Genomic DNA, 22540 nt, shown 5'->3' with positions numbered 1-22540 from the left:
CTTTTAAGAGTGAATAAGTTGTGGCGGATAGTAAAAGTAAACGAATCAAGCTTCTCCTTAAACTCGCTCAACAAAAGTGTGATGAAGCCGCTCAGCAGTTTACTCAACAGCTTGAAATCTTGGAGCAGCAAACACAGCAGCTTGCCACTTTGAAGCAATATTATGCGGATTATGAAAAGCAGTTTTCACAGTTCCACATGCGCCCAGATGAACTAGAAAAAGCACGAACCTTTCTTGCGCATTTACAAGATGCATGTAGCTCCCAAGAGCGGGTTTTAGAGCAGGCACAAGCGCAATGCCAAAGAGCTAAGGAACACTGGCAAAAAGAACATCATCGCAACCAAGCAATTGATGACTATCGTCTTCGCCATCAGCAGGAGCAGCATTCTTTGAGGCAGAAGCAAGATCAGAAACTAATCGATGAGCAAGTCATGCTGCGTTACCGCCGTAATTGATGCCTATTTCTTAGCAAAACCACATGTGCTGTCTACACTTAGGGCAGTGAGATAAACACAAGCGAGAGGAACGCATGCCCGATAAGCTCGAATTCACCCTTCCAGAAAGCTTAACGATTGCACAAGCTCATGCGCTACACGATGAATTAGAAGCGCTGATAGAAAAAAAAGAAGCAGATGAACTTGTCTTGCATGCAAGCAATGTTGGTCGGGCTGATACAGCGGGCATGCAGTTAATGTTGGCACTTGTGCGCTTTGGTAAAGAGCGTCAAATGAGTATTTCATGGGACCAACCATCTGAAAAAATAATCAGCGCGGCCAAGATACTGGGAATCCACTCCGAACTCGGTTTGCACTAAGGTATTGATGATCTAAGGAGTAACACGATGGCTAAAATTCTTGCGGTTGATGATTCTGCATCAATGCGACAAATGGTGAGTTTTACGCTTAAGGGGGCTGGGCATGATGTCATTGAAGCTAGTGATGGCGCTGAAGCGTTAAAACTTGCAGAAGGTACAAGCGGGATAGATCTGGTGATATCTGATATTAATATGCCGAATATGGATGGTATTGCACTTATCAAACACCTTAGGGCTTTGCCTTCTTATAAATTCACGCCCATTTTAATGCTGACAACAGAGTCCAGCAGTGACAAAAAGAATGAAGGGCGTGCAGCTGGTGCTACAGGCTGGATCGTAAAACCGTTTAATCCCGAGCAGCTATTGGCCACAATTGGCAAGGTGCTTTAATGAGCTAAGGAGGCCGGGATGTCTATCGATCTCGAACAATTTCATCAGGTGTTTTTTGAGGAGAGTATCGAAGGCTTAGATATTATGGAATCGGCATTAATGGAGCTTGATGTCGATGCCATTGATGATGAAACCATTAATGCTATATTTCGTTGTGCTCATAGTATTAAAGGTGGTAGTGCTACTTTTGGTTTTACATCTATATCTGCTTTTACGCATATTCTTGAAACCTTACTCGATCAAGTTCGTTCCTCCAAGCGATCCCTGACGGTAGAAAACATCAATCTATTATTACAGTCTGTTGATTGCATGCGTGACATGCTGGGCTTGTTAAAAGTAGGTGATGATAGTGATACTCAGCAAGCTATTGAGCTAACAAAGCAGTTTAAATCGCTTCTTGAAAGTGAGGTTCATGATAATACTGAAGAGCCTAAATCTAATAAGCCTGAACCATCTAAAACTCGAGAATGGCATATAACTTTCTCTCCTTATTCTGATATTTTTCGATCTGGTAACGACCCTTTAAGGAATATATCCGCACTTTCTGAACTCGGTCATATAAGTTGTGTATGTAATTCAGACAACTTACTTAGTTTAAGCGAGTTGGACTCGGAAAGGTCTTATCTTTCTTGGCTTATTACTCTAGTTAGTGACTGCTCAGAAGAAGATATTAAAGAAGTTTTTGAGTGGGTCGAAGATGAGTGTGATTTAACTTTATCCCAGCAAGGAGCTTCTTTACTACCAGATGTGCCAATATCAAGTGAACAGAACCCATCTCAAGATTGGTTGATTAACTTCAAGCCCTCTTTAGGTTTGCTAAGAACAGGTAATGATGTTCTAAAGTTATTTGAAAACTTGGCTGAACTAGGTTTGGTAGAAGTTGATGTTGATGCTTCTTCCTTGCCTGAGTTAATTAGCATGGATGCCGAGAGCTGCTATTTAAGCTGGGCTATTAAATTACTGGGATCTAAAGCAAATGAAGACGACATTCACGAGGTGTTTGAATGGGTCTCTGATGATTGTGAGCTTGGAATAAGCCTTGTTGAGCAGGGAAACAAGGATGAGAATGCCATCAGTGCATCCAGCTCATCGGCTAAAGAGCAAACAAAAATAATGCCTAAGCCGAAACCTAGTAGTAAGAAGAGCAGTAGTGATACCTCTTCTATTCGAGTAGGTATTGATAAAGTGGATAACCTCATCAATATGGTGGGTGAACTTGTTATTACTCAGAGTATGTTGGGGCAGTTAGGAACGCAATACGAATTAGATCGAGTTCCGAAATTAATGGAGGGGCTCAGTCAGCTTGAACAAAATACACGGGAGCTACAAGAAAGCGTCATGAAAATACGCATGCTTCCTATTAGTTTTGTATTTAGTCGCTTCCCTAGAATGGTTCGAGATCTAGGTCAAAACCTTGGTAAGTCAGTTGAGCTTGTACTTACGGGTGAAAACACCGAATTGGATAAAACGGTGATGGAAAAAATAGGCGATCCGCTAGTCCATTTGGTTAGAAATGCTGTGGATCACGGAATTGAAACCCCTAGCGAGCGCAGTGCAAATGGAAAAGACCCCACAGGGCATATCGAGCTTAATGCGTTTCATCAAAGTGGTAATGTCGTTATCGAAATTAAGGATGATGGTAGAGGCCTTGATAGAGAGAAAATAATAATTAAAGCGATAGAAAATGACCTTGTTTCAGACAAGGAGAGTCGGTTAATGAGTGACGATCAAGTTTACGATTTGATCTTTCACCCTGGTTTTTCAACAGCTAAAACAGTAAGCGATGTCAGTGGTCGCGGTGTAGGTATGGATGTTGTTAAACGTAATATTCAGGCCTTAAATGGTGTAGTGGAAATTGAGTCTAAGCTCAATCAAGGATCAAAGATCACGGTGAAACTGCCTTTAACCCTTGCGATTCTTGATGGTCAATTAGTCCGCGTTGGTAGCAACACCTTTATATTTCCCCTTGTCTCTATTGTTGAGTCTTTACAGTGTGAAGAAGAGAAAGTTCGCCAGCTTGGCAGTGGTTGCAGTGTGTTTAAACTGCGTGATGATTATGTGCCAATCATTGAGCTACATAAGGCGTTTTCTGTTCAGTCCGATTCTGGGTCTATTGACGAATCCTTGCTGGTTGTCGTGGAGAATGACGGTGATAAATTTGGTATTTTAGTTGATGAACTTTTGGGTCAGCAGCAAGTTGTTATTAAAAGCTTAGAGCAAAACTATCAGAAGGTTGAAGGCGTATCGGGAGCCACAATTCTAGGGGATGGTACAGTCGCTCTTATTTTAGATATTCAAAGCATTATCAACCTAGCCGCCGAAAACTTAGGGGTTAAAACTCAGACTTTGGGCTTGATTCTGGAGAATCAAAGAACGGGAGTTACAGCCAGTCAGCGGATAGCTAGCTAGAGGACTTATTATGGAAGTAAAACAACTATCAATGGAATCCGGCGCAGTTAAATCTACAGATGCAACAGATCTAAATGCAAGCTCTGATAACCAATATCTGACTTTTATTATGGCGGGTGAAGAATATGGTGTTGATATTCTTGCTGTACAAGAAATTAGAGGTTGGGAAACGGCTACGCCGTTACCAAATGCGCCGCCTCACATTAAAGGCGTCATTAATTTGCGCGGTACGATTGTCCCTATTATTGATCTTAGGCAGTGCTTTGGTATGAAGGCTATTGAATACACTCCCATCACTGTTGTTATTGTTCTTAAAGTGGAAAGTGAACAGGGGGCGCGTGTGATGGGTATAGTTGTTGATGCTGTGTCTGATGTCTATGCCCTTGCTGATAGCGATATGAGAGAGGCTCCTGATTTAGGTGCTTCAATTAATACCGATGTAATCAAAGGTTTGGTTAATGTTGATGAAAAGATGGTTATTTTATTAGATATAGATCGGCTCTTGAATCTAGAGGATGTTCCCAATATGCAAACTCTTCAGAAACAAATTGAGGGTATATGTGATAAGACCAGCAAAGGAGTGGAGCAATGAAAATTATGGATCTTTTTTCTTCATCTGGTGGTTCAGATTGCCAAGAGCTTCGGGATAAATATAAAGCTGTTGGACGTGTTCAAGCAATTATTGAATTTACGCCGGATGGAACGATTGTTGATGCTAATGAAAATTTTCTATCAGCGGTTGGTTACCAAAGAGATGATATTATTGGTAAGCATCATTCAATGTTTATGCCAGGTAATGAGGCGCAGTCAAGTGAATATCGAGAGTTCTGGTCTCGTTTAAATCGCGGAGAATATATTGCACAAGAGTTTATGCGAGTTGGTTGTGGAGGCAAGGAGATTTGGATTGATGCATCTTATAATCCTTTGAAAGATGAACATGGAGAAGTTTATAAAGTCATAAAGTTTGCATCTGACATAACAAAAACTAAAAAAATATCTTTAGAAAATAATGCAAAGATTGACGCAATTTCACGCTCCCAAGCAGTTATTGAGTTCGACATGGATGGCAATATCTTGACAGCGAATGATAACTTCTTACTAACACTTGGTTATAGCCTTGATGAGATCAAAGGTCGGCACCATAGTATGTTTGTCTTAGAAAATGAGGCCTCTAGCAATGATTACAAAGAGTTTTGGAGTAAGTTGAACAGAGGTGAACATGATTCAGGTGAGTATCAGCGCATAGGCAAAGGAGGCAAAGACGTTTGGATTCAAGCCTCTTATAACCCAGTATTAGATACCCTAGGTAAACCATTTAAAGTCATTAAATTTGCCTCGGATATTACCGAGCAAAAATTGCAAGCGGAACAGAATCGCAAAACGGCGGATATTTCAAACGCCCTGCAGCTATGTCAAGCCAATGTGATGCTTGCGGATAATGATCTTAATATTGTCTATATGAATGACGAAGTGGAGAAGATGCTTCGATCTCGAGAGCAAGAAATTAGAAAGACCTTACCTAGCTTTAACGTTGATAAGCTTATTGGTGCAAATGTAGATCAGTTTCATGTTAATCCGAAGCATCAACGCTCTATGCTAACTCGATTAACTGAGGCCTATAAAGCAGATGTGAAGGTCAACGAGTTAACATTTAATTTAACGGCAACCCCTTGGCATGATACTCAAGGAGAACGTATTGGCACTATTGTCGAGTGGATCGATAAAACAGATGAGTTAGCGAAGATAGAGCAGGAGCAGCGAACAGCGGCAGAAAACGCCCGTGTTCGCCAGGCTTTAGACAATGTTAGCGCCAATGTAATGATTGCAAATGTTGACTGCGACATTATTTACACCAATGAATCTGTACTCGCTATGATGAAGAATGCGGAGGGAGATATTCGTAAAGAGCTCCCTAATTTTGATAGCTCTAAATTGATTGGTACAAACATTGATGATTTCCATAAAGACCCTCGTCATCAACGCTCATTACTCAAGGATTTAAAAACCACCTACTCAGGTAAAGCTTCTGTGGGAGGGCGTACGTTTACAGTAATAGCTAATCCCGTTTTTCAGGATGGCGAGCGAGTGGGTACCGTTGTTGAGTGGGCCGATAAAACCCAAGAGCTTGCCATTGAGAAAGAAATTGATGACATCGTAGATGCCGTTAGCAATGGTGACTTTACGCAGCAAGCTTCACTAGAAGGTAAAACGGGTTTTGCGCTTAACTTGAGCAAGGGGCTGAATAACCTAACCAGCACCGTTGAAGTGGCTTTTAACGATATTTTAAGAATGTTGGGCGCGATGGCCAAAGGCGACTTGTCTGAACGAATGACACGAGAGTATGGCGGTGCATTTGGACAGTTAAAAGACGATGCCAATGCTACAGCGGATAAACTAACCGATATTATTAGTAAGATTCGCATCAGTTCCAGCTCTATTTCAACAGCGGCTAATGAAATTGCACAAGGGAATACCGATCTTAGTCAGCGTACGGAAGAGCAAGCCTCTTCGCTCGAACAAACGGCTTCGAGTATGGAGGAGATGACCTCTACAGTGAAGCAAAGTGCAGACAATGCTGAGTCTGCTAATACAAAAGCGAATGAAGCCCGAGATAAGGCTCGAGAAGGTGGAGAGGTCGTTGAAAGGGCGGTTGTCGCAATGGGCGATATAAATGAGGCCAGTAAGAAGATTAGTGACATTATCAGTGTTATTGATGAAATTGCTTTCCAGACTAATCTGCTTGCTTTAAATGCTGCTGTTGAGGCCGCCAGGGCGGGTGAGCAAGGGCGGGGTTTTGCCGTCGTAGCTGGTGAAGTACGCAATCTTGCGCAACGCAGCGCTGGTGCAGCAAAAGAGATTAAGGACTTGATCCGTGATACCGTCAATAAGGTTAATGATGGCACCCAGCTAGTAAATCAAAGTGGTGAAACACTTTCTGAAATCGTGCAGTCAGTTGAAAATGTAACCGCCATGATGCGTGAAATTGCCGATGCGGCTAGAGAGCAAACATCAGGTATAGAGCAGGTTAATGCTGCGGTAAGCCAAATGGATGAAATGACACAGAAAAATGCGGCTCTTGTGGAAGAAGCGACTGCTGCGGGTGAGGCCATGGCTGATCAGGCTAAAGAGATGACACAAGTTGTTTCCTTCTTTAGTACGGTGTCAAGTCAGGGTTCTGTAAGCCATACCACAATGAGTGCACCGTCTTATACCGAAGCTGCTTCCAGCAAGCCTGCAAGTGTTTCAAATGTACTTACCATGCCGGAATCTACATCAAACGCAGTGGTAGATGATGAGTGGGAAGATTTTTAATACGGTACTTGTATATACATTACCGTGGTACTCCTAAAATAAGGAGAGGCTTGTGAGCCCTCGCGAAGCATTTTCAAATCGCGAATTTCCGATGACCGATGCGGATTTTGTGCACATCCAGAAGGTCGCTTACAAATTGAGCGGCATTAAGCTGAGTGAGCATAAAAAAGATATGATTTATGGTCGTTTAGCCAGGCGTTTAAGGTGTTTAGATGTCCCGACTTTTTCTGAGTATTGTTTGCTAATCAGCAGGCCCGATTCGGAAGAGTTGGGTGACTTTGTTAATGCGATTACAACTAATTTGACTGCTTTTTTTCGAGAGAAGCATCATTTTGAATTCTTAAAAGATAAGCTTATACCTTCTCTGTTAGAAACAAATAAATCGAAAAAACGAATCAGAATTTGGTCTGCAGGTTGTTCTACGGGAGAAGAGGCCTACTCCATTGCTATGGTGCTTTCCCAATTTTCTGAGTTAAAAACATGGGATGTGAAAATTTTAGCTACCGACCTTGATAGCAACGTGGTAGCTCGCGCTAAACAGGCATATTACGACGCCGATAGAGTGCAAAAAGTGCCTTCTTTTTACTCCTCGTGCATCAAAAACAGTGAAGACAATAAACGCTGCTGTATCCAAAAAGATATAGCTTCTCTGGTTACCTTTAAGCAGTTGAACCTATTACATTCATGGCCCATGAAAGGTCCCTTTGACATTATTTTCTGCCGTAATGTTGTAATTTATTTTGATGCTGAAACACAAAGGCGGCTTTTTGATCGCTATGCCAGCATGTTAAGTGCTACGGGGCATTTATTTATAGGTCACAGTGAGAACCTGCATAACATTAGTACTCGCTTTGAGTCTCTTGGTCGAACAATTTATAGGAAGCTTAATTAATGACTTCCTGCCGCCGATCTGGAAAAAACCTGCCTAGAGCCCTCGAAGGTTTTGAGCATGTTAATCGCTATTGGGATAAACGCATGGATCTTGTTGCAGCTAAGATTCTTCCTGGAGAGTGTTATGTTAGTGATAAAGGCGAGATGATAGTCACTGTGCTTGGATCATGTGTTGCCGCGTGTATAAGGGATAAACGCTTGGGGATAGGGGGTATGAATCATTTTATGCTCCCAGTTCAGGGGGGGGGGCGAACTATTGATCGCCCATCTCTTGTTAATTCGGCCCTGTGTTATGGCAACTGGGCTATGGAGTTTTTAATTAATGAGATTATTAAGCGTGGCGGAACACGTAGCCAACTTGAGGTTAAAATCTTTGGTGGTGGTCGAGTTCTTTCCGGTATGTCCAATATTGATATTGGCGCAAGGAACGTAGGGTTCGTATTAGAGTATTTAGATAAAGAGGGGCTCGATGTTCATGCTCAAGACATAGGCAGTGACTGCCCTAGAAAAGTTTTGTATTTCCCTGATACAGGCGCGGTAAAGATGAAACGGCTGAGGGTAAGAGCTAATGACACGGTAGAGCGACGTGAAAAAGCGTATATCGAATCGATGATGAAAAATAAAAATCAAGACAACCCTTCCAATGTTGAGTTGTTTTAATTAATAGAGTGGTTTGCAATGAAATCATCTGTTGTAAAGGTATTAATTGTTGATGACTCAGCCCTTATTAGGGCTTTGCTATCAGAGGTTTTCAAGTCAGATCCCTCTATTGAGGTCTGTGGTTCTGCAAGTGATCCATATGAAGCGCGAGAACTTATAAAGCAGCTGAGCCCCGATGTATTAACTCTTGACATTGAAATGCCAAAGATGAATGGCATTACCTTCCTTAAAAACTTAATGCGACTGCGACCAATGCCTGTCGTCATGATATCTACCTTAACCCAGGAGGGCGCGCCAGCGACATTGGAAGCGCTAGAGCTGGGGGCTGTCGATTTTGTACCTAAACCTAAGCAACAAGGTGCCGATGCCTTGGCTGCATACTCTGATACTATTTGTTCAAAGGTTAAGGCCGCTGCAAAGGCGAATATCCGGCAGCGTTTACAAGACGAGGGCAAAGATGTTCCTAAGCCTGCCGTGCCGGCTATCAAGCCCTCTCGTAGTGGTTATCTCTGCGCTATTGGGGCTTCCACTGGTGGCACAGAGGCTATTAAAGAGCTAATTTGTGGTTTCCCTGAAAACTGCCCCCCAACCGTTATAGCGCAGCATATTCCGGAGAGTTTTAGCGCCTCCTTTGCTAAACGGGTTGACTCCCAAGCAGCACCAAACGTTTATGAGGCTGAGCATGATCAGTTGATCGAAGTTGGCGGTGTATATATTGCTCCTGGCCACTCACATTTAACGATTAAAAAACGAGGAGGCCAGTATTATTGTCATTTAGATCAGAGTGACCCTGTAAATAGGCACAGACCATCGGTGGAGGTTTTATTTGATTCTGTCTCAACTATTGCTGGCTCAAACTGTAGTGGTGTCTTGCTAACAGGCATGGGTGCTGACGGTGCAGAAGCATTATTGCGAATGCGTAAAGCGGGCGCATTAACGGTGGCTCAAGATGAATCGTCTAGTGTTGTCTGGGGGATGCCCGGTGCTGCTGTGGCCATTGATGGTGCCTCTAAAGTATTAGACTTGCATAAAATTGCAGCAGTTGTGCTCGCAGATTGTGGTAGAACGCAATAATTGTTAATTCGTCTGGTGCTGTGGGATGCGAATTGGTCTATCATTATGGCTATAGGAATGTCGTAGCTAGATTGTAAGTTTCAGGAGAACTTCTTTATGTCAATCCACTCAAATGTTTCGTCGGACGGATCTATTTTGACGATTTCAATCGACGGACGCTTTGATGCGAGCTCGCTGGATGATTTTCGACGTAGCTATGAGGACTTGGATGCCGGTTCTGTCGGTGAGTATCAAGTAGATTTACAAGATACTGTCCACCTCGATAGCTCGGCCTTGGGAATGCTACTCGTATTACGTGATTTTGCAGGTGGTGATCAGGCTAACATCAAAATTAAAAACTGCTCACCTGAAGTGAAAAAGATTTTTGCCATTTCCAGCTTTACTCAACTGTTTGATATTCAGTAGCAGTGCTCTACCAAGCTGGGCGAATATAAGATGGATGCATCTTCTCCATTACGTATTTTAATTGCCGAAGATTCAAACGCGGACCGTTTGATACTGGATGGTATTGTTAGCCAGGCAGGTCATACGGCAATCCCTGTGGCCGATGGGCAACAAGCCCTAGACGCTTTTGAAGAACACAGGCCAGATATTGTACTGCTTGATGTGATGATGCCTGTAATGGGGGGGCTAGAAGCTGCTCAGATACTTCGTGCCCGCTACGAAGACGACCTTGTCCCTATCCTCTTCTTAACATCATTGACCGATAATGAAAGTCTTGTTGAGTGTATCGAGGCTGGTGGCAATGATTTTATCCCTAAGCCTTATAATTCTGTCGTCTTACAAAGCAAAATTAAAGCATTCGCGCGCGTGCGTGAAATGCATCAAACTCTAAGTCGTCAAAAAGAGCAGATTGAGTTAAACAACCAGCACTTAATTCAAGAGCAAACGGTCGCTAAGCAAGTGTTTGATCAAATCGCTCATACAGGCTGCTTGGATGATAACTATTTGCGCTTTTATATGAGCCCATTAGCCGTTTTTAATGGCGATGTGATTGTTGCTGATGTAAGCCCTGCAGGTAGTCTTATTGTGCTTTTGGGTGATTTCACAGGTCATGGCTTACCTGCGGCAATAGGCTCAATGCCATTGGCGACCACGTTTTACGGCATGGTGCGCAAAGGTTTTTCGGTCTCAGATATTATGGCTGAGATAAATCAAAAGCTGCATGAGATTTTGCCCGTTGGTTTCTTCTGCTGTGCTACTTGTATCGATATTAACCTTCATCATCGCCGTATTCGTTATTGGAACGGCGGTTTACCCGCTAGCTTCTTATATCGTAAAGAAACTGATGCCTTTGAAGAGCTGGCATCAAAAAACCTGCCTTTGGGAGTACTCTCAAGTAAAGAATTTAGAGCGCAAACAGAAAGGGTGCCTATCGAGCTAGGTGATAAAATCTTTCTTTGGTCTGATGGTATTTTTGAAGCTCGAAATTCTAAAGGTGAAATGTTTGGTGAAGATCGCCTGCATAGCTTTTTTGAAAATCATAAAAATGATGATGATTTATTCACTCGAGTTTTGGATGAAGTGCAATCCCATGTTGGTGAATCTGAAAAAGATGATGATATCTCTTTAGTAGAAATCCCTATTGCCGATGTGGTTTATGAGAATAAACATCAGCAATTTGAGGGTATGAGCACAGAAAAATTAGCCGACTGGGGTATGGAGCTAAACTTAGATGCCAACACGTTACGCCAGTTTGACCCATTGCCACTTGTCACGGGCTTATTAAATGAGGTGACAGGCTTAACTCCACATAGGACCTTATTATATACCGTAGTGGCTGAGCTTTATTCTAATGCTCTAGAGCACGGTATTTTGCGTTTAAAGTCTTCTCTAAAAGCGACACCTCAAGGTTTTGTTGAATATTATGATGTGCGCAGAAAAGGTTTGGCCGAATTAGCTGAAGGTCGAATTCAGTTTTTGATAAAACATCGAGAGTCTTCTGATGAGCATGGGCGCTGTGGAACCTTGCGTTTACGTGTCATCGATAGTGGCCAGGGATTTGGTGTGCTTGAAGACCAGATTTACGAAAAGGCTGAACCCGAGGCAGATGGATCGAAGCATAATTATTTTGGTCGCGGTCTATCTCTTATGAATAGTGTCTGTGATGAAGTTATTTTGCGTTCGCCCGGCAACGACATTGAAATAGCTTTTAGCTGGCACGAACAAGATCAGTGAGCCGTAGATGGGTGAGTTAATCGATAAGGTGATGCTGGAGAGCTTGCAGGGTTTGCTGGCAGATAAGTTTGATGAGTTGATAAACGTTTTTATCGATGACTGCCAAGCTCGATTTATGCGTTTAAGCTCCGCCGTATTGCGCGGTGAATTTGAAGAGATTCGGGCAGAAGCTCATGGAATTAAAGGCAGTTGTCGTAATATTGGAGCTAACAGTCTCGCAGATATATGTGCTCTTATTGAAGACAAGGGGCGGCATAGTGATGCCACTGGTTTGAAGCAAGACCTTGCCTCTGCCAAGCAACAATTTGCCGCAGTATCAGAGCAATTACGCGATTATCTCTAATTTCCTGTTGATTCTATTGTCATTAAAGCCAGTTATTTACTTGGCTTATTGCTTGCTATGTTTCTTTTGAGTTTAAAGATTGATAAAGAGAAGCGTGTATGCAGTTACTGCCTTTTTCCCAAACAGCAAGTGACGTAACTAACTCTGGCTCTGAGCCTGTATCAGGCTCAATTAATATAAAAGCTGAGCAAGGCGAAGATAGTGCAGGCGGGGCTTTAAGGTCTGCGTTTGCTGAGGTTTTTGCTGATACTCAAGATGAAGCGGGGGCGCTACAAAAACAAGCAGAGGTTTCACCGCAGATATTTGAGGCAGAGCAGTTTGTAGCTAATACATCTTTGCTTGATGCTACCGACGAGCTGGTATCTGATGCTGACCTCCTTGCTTTAACGCAACAAGGCCAGCACAGTCAGCAATTAGAGGCTCAAGATGTTCCAGTTATTCTTACAGAAGCTTCTCCTATTAGCCCTATTTTTTCGGCTTCTGATGCCTCAAAACCACTCGTTGGCGCTATTAACAACTTATCTCTAGAAGTGAATCAAGGTCCTGCAGCGGTTGGAGCTCAAATATTAGCCGTTCAACAGGTATTACAGGCTCAAAAAGACTCTCAGTTAAAAGATGGTTTGAGTAATGTGTTAAGTGTTAAGGCGGGGGCTGAAATTAAGCCTGATGTGTTTTCAACGACAGCGGTGTTGCCATTAGCTTCGTCATCAATGCAGTCGCATGTAGCTACTTCACCGGCTTCAGCCCTTGAGCTGGGGGCTTTGAATTTAAGTTCCGATTTTAAACTGACAGAGGCTCTTAAGGGGCCGAGCAAGCCGATGTTTGATGGTGTAAGTGATCTTGGTGCGTTGATGAAAAAAACGGGCTTGGCTACTAATAAAGATCTGTCAGGATTTACGCTTGAGCAAAGTTCGCCCGTATTGAGCTCTAATCCGATTCCATCGCCTATGAAAGCAGACGGTCTTAATGGTGAAACCGTACCAAGATTTCAATTACAGATGAGCTTTGGTCATGCGCGTTGGAGCGAAACGGTTAGCCAGCAAGTCATGCAGCTTGCTGCCAAAAACTTAAGTTTTGCAGAGATTCAGTTAGATCCTCCTGAACTGGGACCTTTGCAAGTGCGTATCCAGGTTCAGCATGATCAAGCGGCTGTGACATTTAATGCTCAGTCATCACTGGTTCGAGAGCAGTTAGAGCAGGGCCAAGCACGTCTTAGAGAGGTCTTCTCAGAGGAGGGGCTCAATCTTGTTGATGTGGATGTACGAGACCAAAATCAAAGAGATTCCGATGAGCTAGACTCAGAAGGCATGCTTTCTGGTGTTGAAGAGGCAGAAGAGGAACTTGGTTCTGAAACTAGCGCTAGCACTGTGGAGGCGACTCTCAATATGGGCGTGGATGATTTTGTTTAGTTTTATGTAAACACGTCGTGGCATAAGTCTTGCTGCCATGCCTATAAGCTCCTCTTAGTCGACGGAACTTTGACATGGCAGATGAAGAAGAACAGCAAGAAGAAAATAATGACGAAAATCCATCAGGTGGTGGTAAGAAAAAAATCTTACTTCTTGCCTTGGTGGGCCTATTGCTTATAGGTATTTCTGTTGGCGGCACGATTACAGTGCTAACTCTGATGCAACCTGAGCCTATCCCTGAAGAGGGGGAAGAGCTTGAAGTGCCTGTTGATGAACTGCCTAGCCCTGCTATTTATTACCCCTTAAAACCTGAGTACATACTAAATATTGACGCTCGTGGCCGTCGTCGTTATTTGCGTTTAGATCTCACTGTTATGACTCGGGATGATGATGTGATTGCAGCCATTGAATTACATCGAGCCACCATCGATCACACCATCAATTTAATCGCAGGCGGACAGCTTTTTGAAGAGGTGCAAACTCCAGAAGGCAAAGAATTTCTACGCTTGCAGTTATTACAAGAGTTGCAAAAAGTGCTTGATAAAGAAATCGGAAAGCCTGGTATAGAGCAAGTTTTATTTACTAATTTTGTTATGCAATAAGGTAGTTGATTGTGCAAGATTTATTAAGCCAAGATGAAATCGATGCGCTCTTACACGGCGTTGACGACGGTGATATTGAAACCGAGGGTGACGATGACCCTTCTGGTGTCTTGGCCTATGACTTAACCAGCCAGGATCGTATTGTTCGTGGTCGAATGCCAACGCTTGAGATGATTAATGAGCGTTTTGCACGTTATACCCGCATTAGTATGTTTAATTTATTACGTCGCACAGCAGATGTGAGTGTCGGTGGTATTCAGATTCAAAAGTTTGGTGAATATGTCCACACACTTTACGTACCTACCAGTTTAAACATGGTTAAGTTTCGCCCTTTACGTGGTACGGCATTGATTATTCTTGATGCAAAACTTGTATTTAAATTAGTTGATAACTTTTTTGGTGGTGATGGCCGTCACGCAAAAATTGAAGGTCGAGAATTTACCCCGACCGAACTGCGTGTGGTTCAAATGGTGCTAGAGCAGGTTTTTGTTGACTTGCGAGAAGCTTGGAAAGCCGTCTTAGAAATTGAATTTGAATATATTAATTCAGAAGTTAATCCATCCATGGCAAATATTGTTAGCCCAAGTGAAGTGGTCGTTGTCAGTACCTTTCACGTTGAGCTTGATGGCGGTGGTGGAGAATTGCATATCACCATGCCTTACTCGATGGTCGAACCTATTCGTGAAGTACTCGATGCAGGTTTACAAAGTGACACTGATGAGCGAGATGATCGCTGGGTGAACGCTTTGCAAGAAGATGTAATGGAGGCAGAGGTAGCGGTTGAGTGTGATGTTGTTGAGAAAAAAATCTCACTGCGAGACATTGTTGACTTAAGAGACGGTGACATTATCCCAATTACTATGCCTGATTTTCATATTGTGACCGCTAATGGGGTGCCTTTATTTAAAGCTGAATTTGGTCAAAGTAATGAAAACTTAGCTTTACGAGTATTAGAACAAATAGAAAAGCCTGCTAGTAGCAACGATAACGGCCCTGTTGGAGAAGTTCATGAGTGAAGATGATGACAATGTAGATCAAAATGATATGGCGGACGAATGGGCTGCCGCGATGGAACAGCAGGAGGAGGTTGATGGTGTTAGTGATGATGCAGAGCCTGATCCCGCACAGCCTGTAGAGCTAGATGATTTTGATACGGCAGCAGCACCAGCTCCAATGGAGGGGCAGCCTGATTTAGAAGTGATCTTAGATATTCCCGTTAGCATTTCAATGGAAGTTGGTCGCACTAATATCACTATCAGAAATTTATTACAGCTTAATCAAGGCTCGGTTATTGAATTGGATCGCTTAGCTGGTGAGCCCTTAGATGTGCTTGTCAATGGCACTTTAATTGCCCATGGCGAAGTGGTTGTTGTGAATGAAAAATTTGGTATCCGTATGACAGACGTGATAAGTCCATCGGAACGTATTAAACGTTTGCGTTAAGAGGTGTATGTGCAAAAACCGAATGTAGAACATGTTACTTCATTAGCGCCAACTGAGGCCGCTTCGAGTTTGTCATATGCTGATATGGCCTTACAGGTTGGCGTAGTTTTAAGCCTTATCGTAGCTTTAATTTTAGCTTTAGCGTGGTTGAGCAAGCGCCTTCCAATAAGCGGTATTGGGGCAGGGCGTTTGAAGGTGCTTGAGACATTAAACTTGGGGCGTAAAGAACGTATTGTTTTACTTAAAGCAGGTTCAGATACCTTGGTGTTGTCGGTGGCTGATGGCGCTATTACTAAGTTGCATGAATTAAATGATACTCCGCCGCTGCTAGGTGATGAAAGTAATCGTAGTTCATGTGAAAACACAGAACCGAGCTCTGAAGTCAAGGCCAGTGATTTTTCTGTTGAATCAGATTTCTCTGGTTTTTTAAAGAGAGTGTTGAAGTCAGGAGGGCACACTAATGCAAGTTAGAGGCTCTCTGCTGTTCAGTTTTTCCTGTTTATTTTTACTATTCTCCCTGATGACTCATAGTGTACACGCACAAAGTGCTAATACACCGGATCAAGGATCCCAGTTGGAAAAAGCTGAAGCTATGTTGGGGGCATCATCGGTTAAAGCACTGCCTGCATTACCTGCTTTAACGGTAACAAAGAATGCAAATGGCACAGAAGACTACAGTGTTACTTTGCAAATACTCATATTGATGACAATGCTGACATTTTTGCCAGCGATGCTCATGATGATGACGTCATTTACTCGTATTATTATTGTCTTTTCAATATTGCGTCAGGCCTTAGGCTTGCAGCAAAGCCCCTCCAATCAGATTTTAATCGGTCTTGCTCTGTTCTTAACCTTTTTTATTATGACGCCCGTCATTGAAGAAATTAATCAGGAAGCTCTTCAACCCTATATGGCAGAGCAGATAAGCTCAATTGAAGCCATTGCTATTGCAAAAGAGCCGGTAAAGCGTTTTATGCTTGCCAATGCAAGAGAGGATGACATTAATTTGTTTTTTAGAATTGGTGGCGCTGATCCTGTTGCCACGCCTCAAGATATTCCTTTCACGATATTAATGCCGGCATTTATTACTTCGGAATTAAAAACAGCCTTTCAAATTGGTTTTATTATTTTTATTCCTTTTTTAGTTATTGATATTGTTGTCGCGAGTGTATTGATGGCGATGGGTATGATGATGTTGTCACCATTGATTATTTCACTGCCATTTAAAATTATGTTGTTTGTTCTTGTTGATGGCTGGGGGCTTATAGTGGGAACCCTAGCAGCAAGCTTTGGTATATAGGTAAACATATGAGCCCAGAAACGGCATTACAATTGTTTGCTCACGCATTTTACTTGGTTGTGATTATGGTACTAGTGATCGTTGGGCCTAGCTTGTTAGTTGGTTTAACTGTGAGTATCTTCCAAGCAGCTACCCAGATTAATGAGCAAACCTTAAGTTTTCTCCCCAGGCTGATTGTTACCCTATTAACGATTATGTTAACTGGGCCTTGGTTAACTCAGCAGTTTATAGATCTATTTCACAAGCTGGCTTTACAAATACCTGAGTTGGTTGCTTTGCAATGATGACAGAGCAAGACATAGCGCAGTTTGTACAGCAATATTTTCTGCCTTTTGCTCGTATAGCGTCTATGTTGATGGTTGTTCCGGTTATTGGATCACGAGTTATTTCCCCCCGTGTGCGCTTGGCCATGGCGATGTTGCTGACACTGATAGCGGTACCTTTATTGCCCGCATTTAATGCGCCGCCAATGTTGTCTTTTAATATGATTCCTATCCTACTGCGTGAAGTCGCAGTAGGGACTTTAATGGGCTTTTGTTTTCAGGTGGTTTTTCATGTTTTTGTTCTAAGTGGGCAGTTTATCGCAATGAAAATGGGCCTTGGTTTCGCCATGATGAATGACCCTACAAACGGCGTTCAAACAACGGTTGTCAGTCAGTTCTTTTTAATCCTAACCACCTTAATGTTTGTTGCATTCAATGCCCACCTATATCTAATTTCCATGCTTATCCAAAGTTTTCAAACCTTGCCGATAGGCTCCGGTATGCTTAACACCGATAAGCTCTATATGTTGGTGCAGTTGGGTGCGTGGATGTTTGCCTCCGCACTGTCTTTTGCTTTGCCTGTGTTAACCAGCTTGCTGGTTATTAATATGGCTTTTGGGGTAATGAGTCGAGCCGCTCCTCAACTTAATATTTTTGCTATTGGTTTTCCGTTTACGCTTATTTGTGGTCTTGCCTTAATTTGGCTGGGGCTAGGGAATTACCTAGAGGCATTCGAGAAGAATTTAGATGTGGGTTTTAATTTTGTTCATGAATTAATCGAGGCACCTTAATGTCAGAGAATGACAGTGCCCAAGAAAAAACGGAAGAGCCAACGGCTAAGCGTCAGGAGAAGGCGCGAGAAGAAGGGCAGATCCCTCGCTCAAAAGACCTCACGACATTTGCCGTGTTATTGGCAAGTGCAGTCGGTTTTTTCTTGTTTGGTGGGCAGATGGCCCACGGTTTACAGCGCGTATTAAGACATAACTTCTCGTTAACGCGAGAGCGCTTATTAGATCCTAACGCCATGTTTAGCCACTTGGGCTTGGCCTTTGAGGAGATGTTTTGGTCAACTCTTGCTTTTTTCTCCGTTATTGTTTTGGCTGCGTTGGTCGGGCCTACGGTCCTTGGCGGGCTTCTATTTAGTGGTAAATCACTGGCTCCTAAATGGAATCGTTTAGATCCCATTGCAGGTATTAAGCGTATGTTTAGTATGCGCTCTTTGGTTGAGTTATTTAAAGGCATAGCAAAAGTATCGTTGGTAATTGCGACGGCTTTTATTTTGTTGTGGAGTATGCAGGAGCCTATTCATGGCTTGGCTCGAGAGGCTTTAGCGCCAGGCTTAAACCATGCATTAGAATTGAGTTTGTACGCAGGAGTGGTTTTGTCGTGCTCAACCTTAGTGATTGCGATGATCGATGTGCCGTTTCAGTTATGGGAAAACAAGAAAAAGCTTCGTATGTCTTTGCAGGATATTAAAGACGAGCTAAAAGATTCGGAGGGTAAGCCGGAGGTAAAAGGTAAAATTCGTCAATTGCAGATGCAAATGGCTCAGAACCGAATGATGTCAGCCGTACCTGAGGCTGATGTTGTGATTACTAACCCCACCCACTTTGCTGTCGCATTGAAATATCAGCCAGATACCATGTCTGCTCCGGTCTTGTTAGCCAAAGGGCTTGATCACAGTGCGTTGAGGATTAGAGAGGTGGCCAAACAAAACGGTGTTGAGCAAATAGAAAGCCCTGCATTAGCACGTTCCATCTATCACACGACAGAGCTCGAACAAGAGGTGCCAGCGGGCTTATATGTTGCTGTGGCACAAGTGCTTGCTTATGTCTTCCAGCTTAGGGAGTTTAGAAAGGGCAACGGTGAGAGGCCCGATCGCCCAGGCTCACCAGATATTCCTGCAGATATGCGTTACTAAGAGTGTGTATACTCCGTTTTTTTGAATGCTATTGGAGTAACACGATGAAGTTTGTGCAAGGTTTAAGTCTTACCGTTTTGCTTGTTTCTATGGGCGCCTGTACTTGGGTTAAGCCACAAGAAGGCGCTGAGAATATTAGCCTAGTAAAAAAAGCTCATACAGAGGCTTGTGAACGCTTAGGTAAAGCCCATGTATCGGTAAAATCTAAAGTGGCTCTTATTGAGCGTAAATCGTCCAAAGTTGCTGAAGAGTTGCTCACTTTGGCTAAGAATCAGGCCGTATCGATGGGTGGCGACACTCTGGTGTCGATAGACAAGCCTAAAGACGGGGCCCAATCCTTTGAGGTGTATAACTGCGCTAAATAACTAGCCTTTTAAAGTGGGGGCAGGCTTTTAATGTATACGTAGAAAAGCCGCTATACCAGCCTTGAAATTGAAAATACGGCCCCCATTTATCGCTTCAGTTCTAGATAAGCTTTCATAGGAGACAATATATGTGCGCTGAGGCGACAAAAGAAACACGTGGGTTTGAAACAGAAGCCAAGCAATTACTGCATTTGATGATCCATTCTCTTTATTCAAATAAAGAGATCTTCCTGCGCGAACTTGTATCCAATGCCTCTGACGCCGCGGATAAATTGCGCTTTGAAGCCTTAAATAAGGCTGAACTTTTTGAAAATGACCCGGATATTCAAATTCGTATCGACTTTGATAGCGAAGCCGGTACCGTCTCAATCAGTGATAACGGTATTGGTATGAGCCGTGACGAGGTTGTTAGTCATTTAGGTACCATTGCTAAGTCTGGTACGGCTCAGTTTATGTCTCAGTTAAGTGGTGACGACAAAAAAGACAGCCAGTTGATTGGTCAGTTTGGTGTTGGTTTCTACTCGGCCTTTATTGTTGCAGATCGTGTTGAAGTCTTTACTCGACGTGCTGGTGCCGATAAGTCTGAAGGCGTTCACTGGGAAAGCCATGGCGAAGCAGAATACAGCGTTGAAACTGTAGAGCGTGAACAGCGTGGTACTACAGTTGTGCTTCACCTTAAAGATGAGCAAAAAGAATTTGCTGATGGTTTCCGTCTGCGTTCGATTATCAAAAAATACAGTGATCACATCAGTATTCCGGTTGTTATGCAAAAAGAGCAGGCAGCGGAAGAGGGTGAAGAAAAAGTTTTTGAAGATGAGGTCGTGAATACGGCGAAAGCACTTTGGAGTCGTTCGCGCTCAGATGTGAGTGATGATGAGTATAAAGAGTTTTATAAGCACATCAGCCATGACTTCACTGATCCGCTTAAGTGGAGTCACAACCGTGTTGAAGGTAAATTAGACTACACCAGTTTACTTTATGTGCCTTCTAAAGCACCTTTTGATCTCTACAATCGCGATGCCGCACGTGGTTTGAAGCTCTACGTTCAGCGCACCTTTATTATGGATGAGGCTGAGCAGTTCCTACCTTTGTATTTACGCTTTATTAAAGGTGTCTTAGATAGCAATGACTTAAGCTTAAATGTAAGTCGTGAAATCTTACAAAAAGACCCCAATGTTGATTCCATCAAAGCTGCGCTAACCAAGCGTGTCTTGGATATGTTAGAAAAAACGGCTAAGAAAGATGCCGATAGCTATGCTGAGTTCTGGAAAGAGTTTGGTGAAGTTCTAAAAGAAGGGCCTGCAGAAGATTTCGCAAATCGTGAAAAGATAGCTGGTTTATTCCGCTTTGCGACCACTCATACCGATACAGAAGCACAGGATCAAGGTTTGGCTGCTTATGTAGAGCGTATGCAAGAAGGGCAGGACAAGATTTATTATGTGGTCGGTGAGAATCACAATACTGCCAAAAGCAGCCCACACTTAGAAATCTTCCGCAAGAAGGGTATCGAAGTTCTATTGCTCTCAGACCGCATTGATGAGTGGTTAATGGGGCATCTTACTGAATTTGATGGTAAGACTTTCCAAGACGTAGCTAAAGGCGCTTTGGATTTAGGTGAGCTCGATAGCGAAGAAGATAAAAAGGCGCAAGAAGAAGTTGAGAAGAAGTATGAAAGCTTCGTTAGCCGCTTAAAAGCTTCGCTAAATGATGATGTCGAAGATGTACGAGTGACTCATCGTTTAACTGATTCACCGGCGTGTTTAGTGGTTGGTCAGGATGATATGGGCGCGCAAATGCGTCGTCTATTAGAGCAGGCAGGCCAAGCGGTTCCTGAAAGTAAGCCGACTATAGAAATTAATCCAGAGCACCCTCTGGTTGAAAAAATGGATCAAGAGAGTGATGAAGATCGCTTCTCTGATTTTGCCAGCATCTTGTTTGATCAAGCGTCTCTAGCTGAAGGTGGATCGATCAAAGATCCGGCTGCTTATGTTAAACGCATGAACAAGTTACTATTAGAGTTAAGCCAAGCTTAATGTGTTAGACCGGTCTTAGTGTCTTACGACGCGAAGACCGGCTCTATTTTATTTTCCATCTAGGTTTTTCTTTTATATGTCGGTTCAGAAAATTGCGGTTCTTGGTGGTGGTAGTTTTGGTACTGCTATAGCAAACATGGCTGCAACCAATCGCTTAAATACATGGTTGTGGATGCGTGATAATACGCGAGCACAAGCATGCCAAGAAAAGCGAGAAAATACGCGTTATTTACCCGATTATCCTTTAGCTGACAGTTTAACGGTTAGCTCTGACATGGATGCTGTGGTAGAGGATGCGGATATTATTTTTGTTTCTGTGCCAAGTAAGGCTTTTCGTGAAGTTGCTCGTAAGTTAAGTCCTATGCTTAAGCCCGATACGCCGGTTGTATCTACAACCAAAGGGATTGAGCTTGAAGGCTTTAAGTTAATGAGTGAAATCTTAGAGGAAGAGCTACCTCAAGCAAAAGTCGGTGTGCTTAGTGGGCCAAACTTTGCCCGGGAGATGGTCAAAGGGCAAATTACAGGCAGTGTTGTTGCAAGCAGACATGACAGTGTTCAAGCCCTTGTTCAAACCATTTTTTCATCAAGCTCCTATCGTATCTATCGCAACAGTGACAGCTTTGGTGTTGAACTTGCCGGCGCTTTGAAGAACATATATGCCATTGTCTCAGGTATGGCCGAGGCGCTAGGCTCGGGTAAAAATACCCAAGCGATGCTATTAACTCGCAGCCTTGCCGAAATGGGGCGTTTTTCTCGTGAATTAGGAGCTGATCCACTTACTTTTCTAGGTTTAGCTGGCGTGGGTGATTTAATTTTAACCTGTACCTCTGATCAAAGCCGTAACTTTCGTGCGGGTAAAGCACTGGGGGAGGGCAAATCTTTAGAGCAAGCTATTGAAGAGATCGGCCAGGCAGTAGAAGGTATTAATACGCTAAAAACCGTTTATGCAAAAGCGCAGGCTATGGGTGTTTATATGCCGTTAGTGCAAGGGCTTTACGCCATTGTATTTGAGGGGCAGAATATTCGCCGAGTTGTCACGCGCTTGATGACCGGTGAAATGAGTTACGACGTCGATGCTCAACAGCAGTCGGACTGATTTTTAAACGCTCTTAAAACAAGTCTAAATCTAAGGA

General features: G+C 43.1%; 24 protein-coding genes. All 24 read left to right on the top strand.

Going from position 1 to position 22540, the window contains the following annotated elements; all coding sequences use genetic code 11:
• The first annotated feature begins 20 nt into the window (after positions 1-20).
• The 24 genes from fliJ to AB1S55_RS14490 all read left to right on the top strand — a co-directional run bounded on the left by fliJ (position 21) and on the right by AB1S55_RS14490 (position 22503).
• Positions 21-455 carry a flagellar export protein FliJ gene (gene fliJ, locus AB1S55_RS14605; RefSeq protein ID WP_370978917.1) on the top strand — a complete coding sequence of 145 codons (435 nt, stop codon included), beginning with the start codon at positions 21-23 and terminating at the stop codon, positions 453-455.
• Between the two features lie 74 nt (positions 456-529).
• Positions 530-814, top strand: coding sequence for a lipid asymmetry maintenance protein MlaB (locus AB1S55_RS14600; protein ID WP_370978916.1), 285 nt, complete (start codon positions 530-532; stop codon positions 812-814).
• Positions 815-841: 27 nt separating this feature from the next.
• Positions 842-1204: a response regulator gene (locus tag AB1S55_RS14595; protein WP_370978915.1), complete on the top strand. Its 363-nt coding sequence runs from the start codon at positions 842-844 to the stop codon at positions 1202-1204.
• A gap of 18 nt (positions 1205-1222) precedes the next feature.
• Positions 1223-3613, top strand: a complete 2391-nt coding sequence (locus AB1S55_RS14590) for a chemotaxis protein CheA (RefSeq protein ID WP_370978914.1) — start codon at positions 1223-1225, stop codon at positions 3611-3613.
• A 10-nt stretch (positions 3614-3623) separates the two neighbouring features.
• Entirely contained in the window at positions 3624-4205 is a 582-nt protein-coding gene (locus tag AB1S55_RS14585) for a chemotaxis protein CheW (RefSeq protein ID WP_370978913.1), read from the top strand.
• Positions 4202-6925, top strand: a complete 2724-nt coding sequence (locus tag AB1S55_RS14580) for a methyl-accepting chemotaxis protein (RefSeq protein ID WP_370978912.1) — start codon at positions 4202-4204, stop codon at positions 6923-6925. The genes AB1S55_RS14585 and AB1S55_RS14580 overlap by 4 nt, the downstream gene beginning before the upstream one ends.
• Positions 6926-6977: 52 nt before the next feature.
• A complete protein-coding gene (locus tag AB1S55_RS14575; protein WP_370978911.1) occupies positions 6978-7817 on the top strand; it encodes a protein-glutamate O-methyltransferase CheR in 840 nt (279 codons plus the stop codon).
• Positions 7817-8476 carry a chemoreceptor glutamine deamidase CheD gene (gene cheD, locus AB1S55_RS14570; RefSeq protein WP_370978910.1) on the top strand — a complete coding sequence of 220 codons (660 nt, stop codon included), beginning with the start codon at positions 7817-7819 and terminating at the stop codon, positions 8474-8476. Before AB1S55_RS14575 ends, cheD begins: the two co-directional genes overlap by 1 nt.
• An 18-nt stretch (positions 8477-8494) precedes the next feature.
• Positions 8495-9550 (top strand): chemotaxis response regulator protein-glutamate methylesterase, encoded by a 1056-nt coding sequence (locus AB1S55_RS14565; protein ID WP_370978909.1) that lies wholly within the window; start codon positions 8495-8497, stop codon positions 9548-9550.
• Positions 9551-9646: 96 nt separating this feature from the next.
• Positions 9647-9955 (top strand): STAS domain-containing protein, encoded by a 309-nt coding sequence (locus AB1S55_RS14560; protein ID WP_370978908.1) that lies wholly within the window; start codon positions 9647-9649, stop codon positions 9953-9955.
• Between the two features lie 30 nt (positions 9956-9985).
• Entirely contained in the window at positions 9986-11728 is a 1743-nt protein-coding gene (locus AB1S55_RS14555) for a SpoIIE family protein phosphatase (protein WP_370978907.1), read from the top strand.
• Between the two features lie 7 nt (positions 11729-11735).
• Positions 11736-12071 (top strand): Hpt domain-containing protein, encoded by a 336-nt coding sequence (locus tag AB1S55_RS14550; protein ID WP_370978906.1) that lies wholly within the window; start codon positions 11736-11738, stop codon positions 12069-12071.
• 98 nt (positions 12072-12169) lie between these two features.
• Positions 12170-13480 carry a flagellar hook-length control protein FliK gene (locus AB1S55_RS14545; protein WP_370978905.1) on the top strand — a complete coding sequence of 437 codons (1311 nt, stop codon included), beginning with the start codon at positions 12170-12172 and terminating at the stop codon, positions 13478-13480.
• A 74-nt stretch (positions 13481-13554) separates the two neighbouring features.
• Positions 13555-14082 carry a flagellar basal body-associated protein FliL gene (fliL, locus tag AB1S55_RS14540; protein WP_370978904.1) on the top strand — a complete coding sequence of 176 codons (528 nt, stop codon included), beginning with the start codon at positions 13555-13557 and terminating at the stop codon, positions 14080-14082.
• A gap of 5 nt (positions 14083-14087) precedes the next feature.
• Positions 14088-15098 carry a flagellar motor switch protein FliM gene (gene fliM / locus AB1S55_RS14535; protein ID WP_370978903.1) on the top strand — a complete coding sequence of 337 codons (1011 nt, stop codon included), beginning with the start codon at positions 14088-14090 and terminating at the stop codon, positions 15096-15098.
• Entirely contained in the window at positions 15091-15525 is a 435-nt protein-coding gene (gene fliN, locus AB1S55_RS14530; protein WP_370978902.1) for a flagellar motor switch protein FliN, read from the top strand. Before fliM ends, fliN begins: the two co-directional genes overlap by 8 nt.
• Positions 15526-15534: 9 nt before the next feature.
• Positions 15535-15996, top strand: a complete 462-nt coding sequence (gene fliO, locus AB1S55_RS14525; protein ID WP_370978901.1) for a flagellar biosynthetic protein FliO — start codon at positions 15535-15537, stop codon at positions 15994-15996.
• A gap of 49 nt (positions 15997-16045) precedes the next feature.
• Positions 16046-16825, top strand: coding sequence for a flagellar type III secretion system pore protein FliP (fliP, locus tag AB1S55_RS14520; RefSeq protein WP_370978900.1), 780 nt, complete (start codon positions 16046-16048; stop codon positions 16823-16825).
• An 8-nt stretch (positions 16826-16833) separates the two neighbouring features.
• The gene (gene fliQ / locus AB1S55_RS14515) at positions 16834-17109 is read left to right on the top strand and encodes a flagellar biosynthesis protein FliQ (RefSeq protein WP_370978899.1); all 276 of its coding nucleotides are present in this window, start codon (positions 16834-16836) and stop codon (positions 17107-17109) included.
• Positions 17106-17879, top strand: a complete 774-nt coding sequence (gene fliR / locus AB1S55_RS14510) for a flagellar biosynthetic protein FliR (RefSeq protein WP_370978898.1) — start codon at positions 17106-17108, stop codon at positions 17877-17879. The genes fliQ and fliR overlap by 4 nt, the downstream gene beginning before the upstream one ends.
• On the top strand, positions 17879-19009 hold the full coding sequence (flhB, locus tag AB1S55_RS14505; protein WP_370978897.1) for a flagellar biosynthesis protein FlhB: 1131 nt from the start codon (positions 17879-17881) through the stop codon (positions 19007-19009). The genes fliR and flhB overlap by 1 nt, the downstream gene beginning before the upstream one ends.
• A gap of 44 nt (positions 19010-19053) precedes the next feature.
• Entirely contained in the window at positions 19054-19374 is a 321-nt protein-coding gene (locus tag AB1S55_RS14500) for a DUF4156 domain-containing protein (protein ID WP_370978896.1), read from the top strand.
• A 128-nt stretch (positions 19375-19502) separates the two neighbouring features.
• Positions 19503-21407 (top strand): molecular chaperone HtpG, encoded by a 1905-nt coding sequence (htpG, locus tag AB1S55_RS14495; RefSeq protein ID WP_370978895.1) that lies wholly within the window; start codon positions 19503-19505, stop codon positions 21405-21407.
• 76 nt (positions 21408-21483) lie between these two features.
• Positions 21484-22503, top strand: a complete 1020-nt coding sequence (locus AB1S55_RS14490; protein WP_370978894.1) for an NAD(P)H-dependent glycerol-3-phosphate dehydrogenase — start codon at positions 21484-21486, stop codon at positions 22501-22503.
• Positions 22504-22540: the final 37 nt, after the last annotated feature.

The organism is Agaribacterium sp. ZY112 (genome assembly GCF_041346925.1).
Classification (GTDB): Bacteria; Pseudomonadota; Gammaproteobacteria; order Pseudomonadales; family Cellvibrionaceae; genus Agaribacterium.
This window is presented reverse-complemented; position numbering and strand designations above follow the sequence as displayed.

Coding starts and splice junctions, on each gene's coding strand:
- fliN (WP_370978902.1), top strand. CDS start 15,091: ATGAGTGAAGATGATGACAATGTAGATCAAAATGATATGGCGGACGAA.
- AB1S55_RS14545 (WP_370978905.1), top strand. CDS start 12,170: ATGCAGTTACTGCCTTTTTCCCAAACAGCAAGTGACGTAACTAACTCT.
- AB1S55_RS14595 (WP_370978915.1), top strand. CDS start 842: ATGGCTAAAATTCTTGCGGTTGATGATTCTGCATCAATGCGACAAATG.
- htpG (WP_370978895.1), top strand. CDS start 19,503: ATGTGCGCTGAGGCGACAAAAGAAACACGTGGGTTTGAAACAGAAGCC.
- AB1S55_RS14590 (WP_370978914.1), top strand. CDS start 1,223: ATGTCTATCGATCTCGAACAATTTCATCAGGTGTTTTTTGAGGAGAGT.
- AB1S55_RS14565 (WP_370978909.1), top strand. CDS start 8,495: ATGAAATCATCTGTTGTAAAGGTATTAATTGTTGATGACTCAGCCCTT.
- AB1S55_RS14490 (WP_370978894.1), top strand. CDS start 21,484: ATGTCGGTTCAGAAAATTGCGGTTCTTGGTGGTGGTAGTTTTGGTACT.
- fliQ (WP_370978899.1), top strand. CDS start 16,834: ATGAGCCCAGAAACGGCATTACAATTGTTTGCTCACGCATTTTACTTG.
- fliP (WP_370978900.1), top strand. CDS start 16,046: ATGACTCATAGTGTACACGCACAAAGTGCTAATACACCGGATCAAGGA.
- cheD (WP_370978910.1), top strand. CDS start 7,817: ATGACTTCCTGCCGCCGATCTGGAAAAAACCTGCCTAGAGCCCTCGAA.
- fliR (WP_370978898.1), top strand. CDS start 17,106: ATGATGACAGAGCAAGACATAGCGCAGTTTGTACAGCAATATTTTCTG.
- fliL (WP_370978904.1), top strand. CDS start 13,555: ATGGCAGATGAAGAAGAACAGCAAGAAGAAAATAATGACGAAAATCCA.
- AB1S55_RS14500 (WP_370978896.1), top strand. CDS start 19,054: ATGAAGTTTGTGCAAGGTTTAAGTCTTACCGTTTTGCTTGTTTCTATG.
- AB1S55_RS14555 (WP_370978907.1), top strand. CDS start 9,986: ATGGATGCATCTTCTCCATTACGTATTTTAATTGCCGAAGATTCAAAC.
- AB1S55_RS14585 (WP_370978913.1), top strand. CDS start 3,624: ATGGAAGTAAAACAACTATCAATGGAATCCGGCGCAGTTAAATCTACA.
- AB1S55_RS14550 (WP_370978906.1), top strand. CDS start 11,736: ATGGGTGAGTTAATCGATAAGGTGATGCTGGAGAGCTTGCAGGGTTTG.
- flhB (WP_370978897.1), top strand. CDS start 17,879: ATGTCAGAGAATGACAGTGCCCAAGAAAAAACGGAAGAGCCAACGGCT.
- AB1S55_RS14600 (WP_370978916.1), top strand. CDS start 530: ATGCCCGATAAGCTCGAATTCACCCTTCCAGAAAGCTTAACGATTGCA.
- AB1S55_RS14560 (WP_370978908.1), top strand. CDS start 9,647: ATGTCAATCCACTCAAATGTTTCGTCGGACGGATCTATTTTGACGATT.
- AB1S55_RS14580 (WP_370978912.1), top strand. CDS start 4,202: ATGAAAATTATGGATCTTTTTTCTTCATCTGGTGGTTCAGATTGCCAA.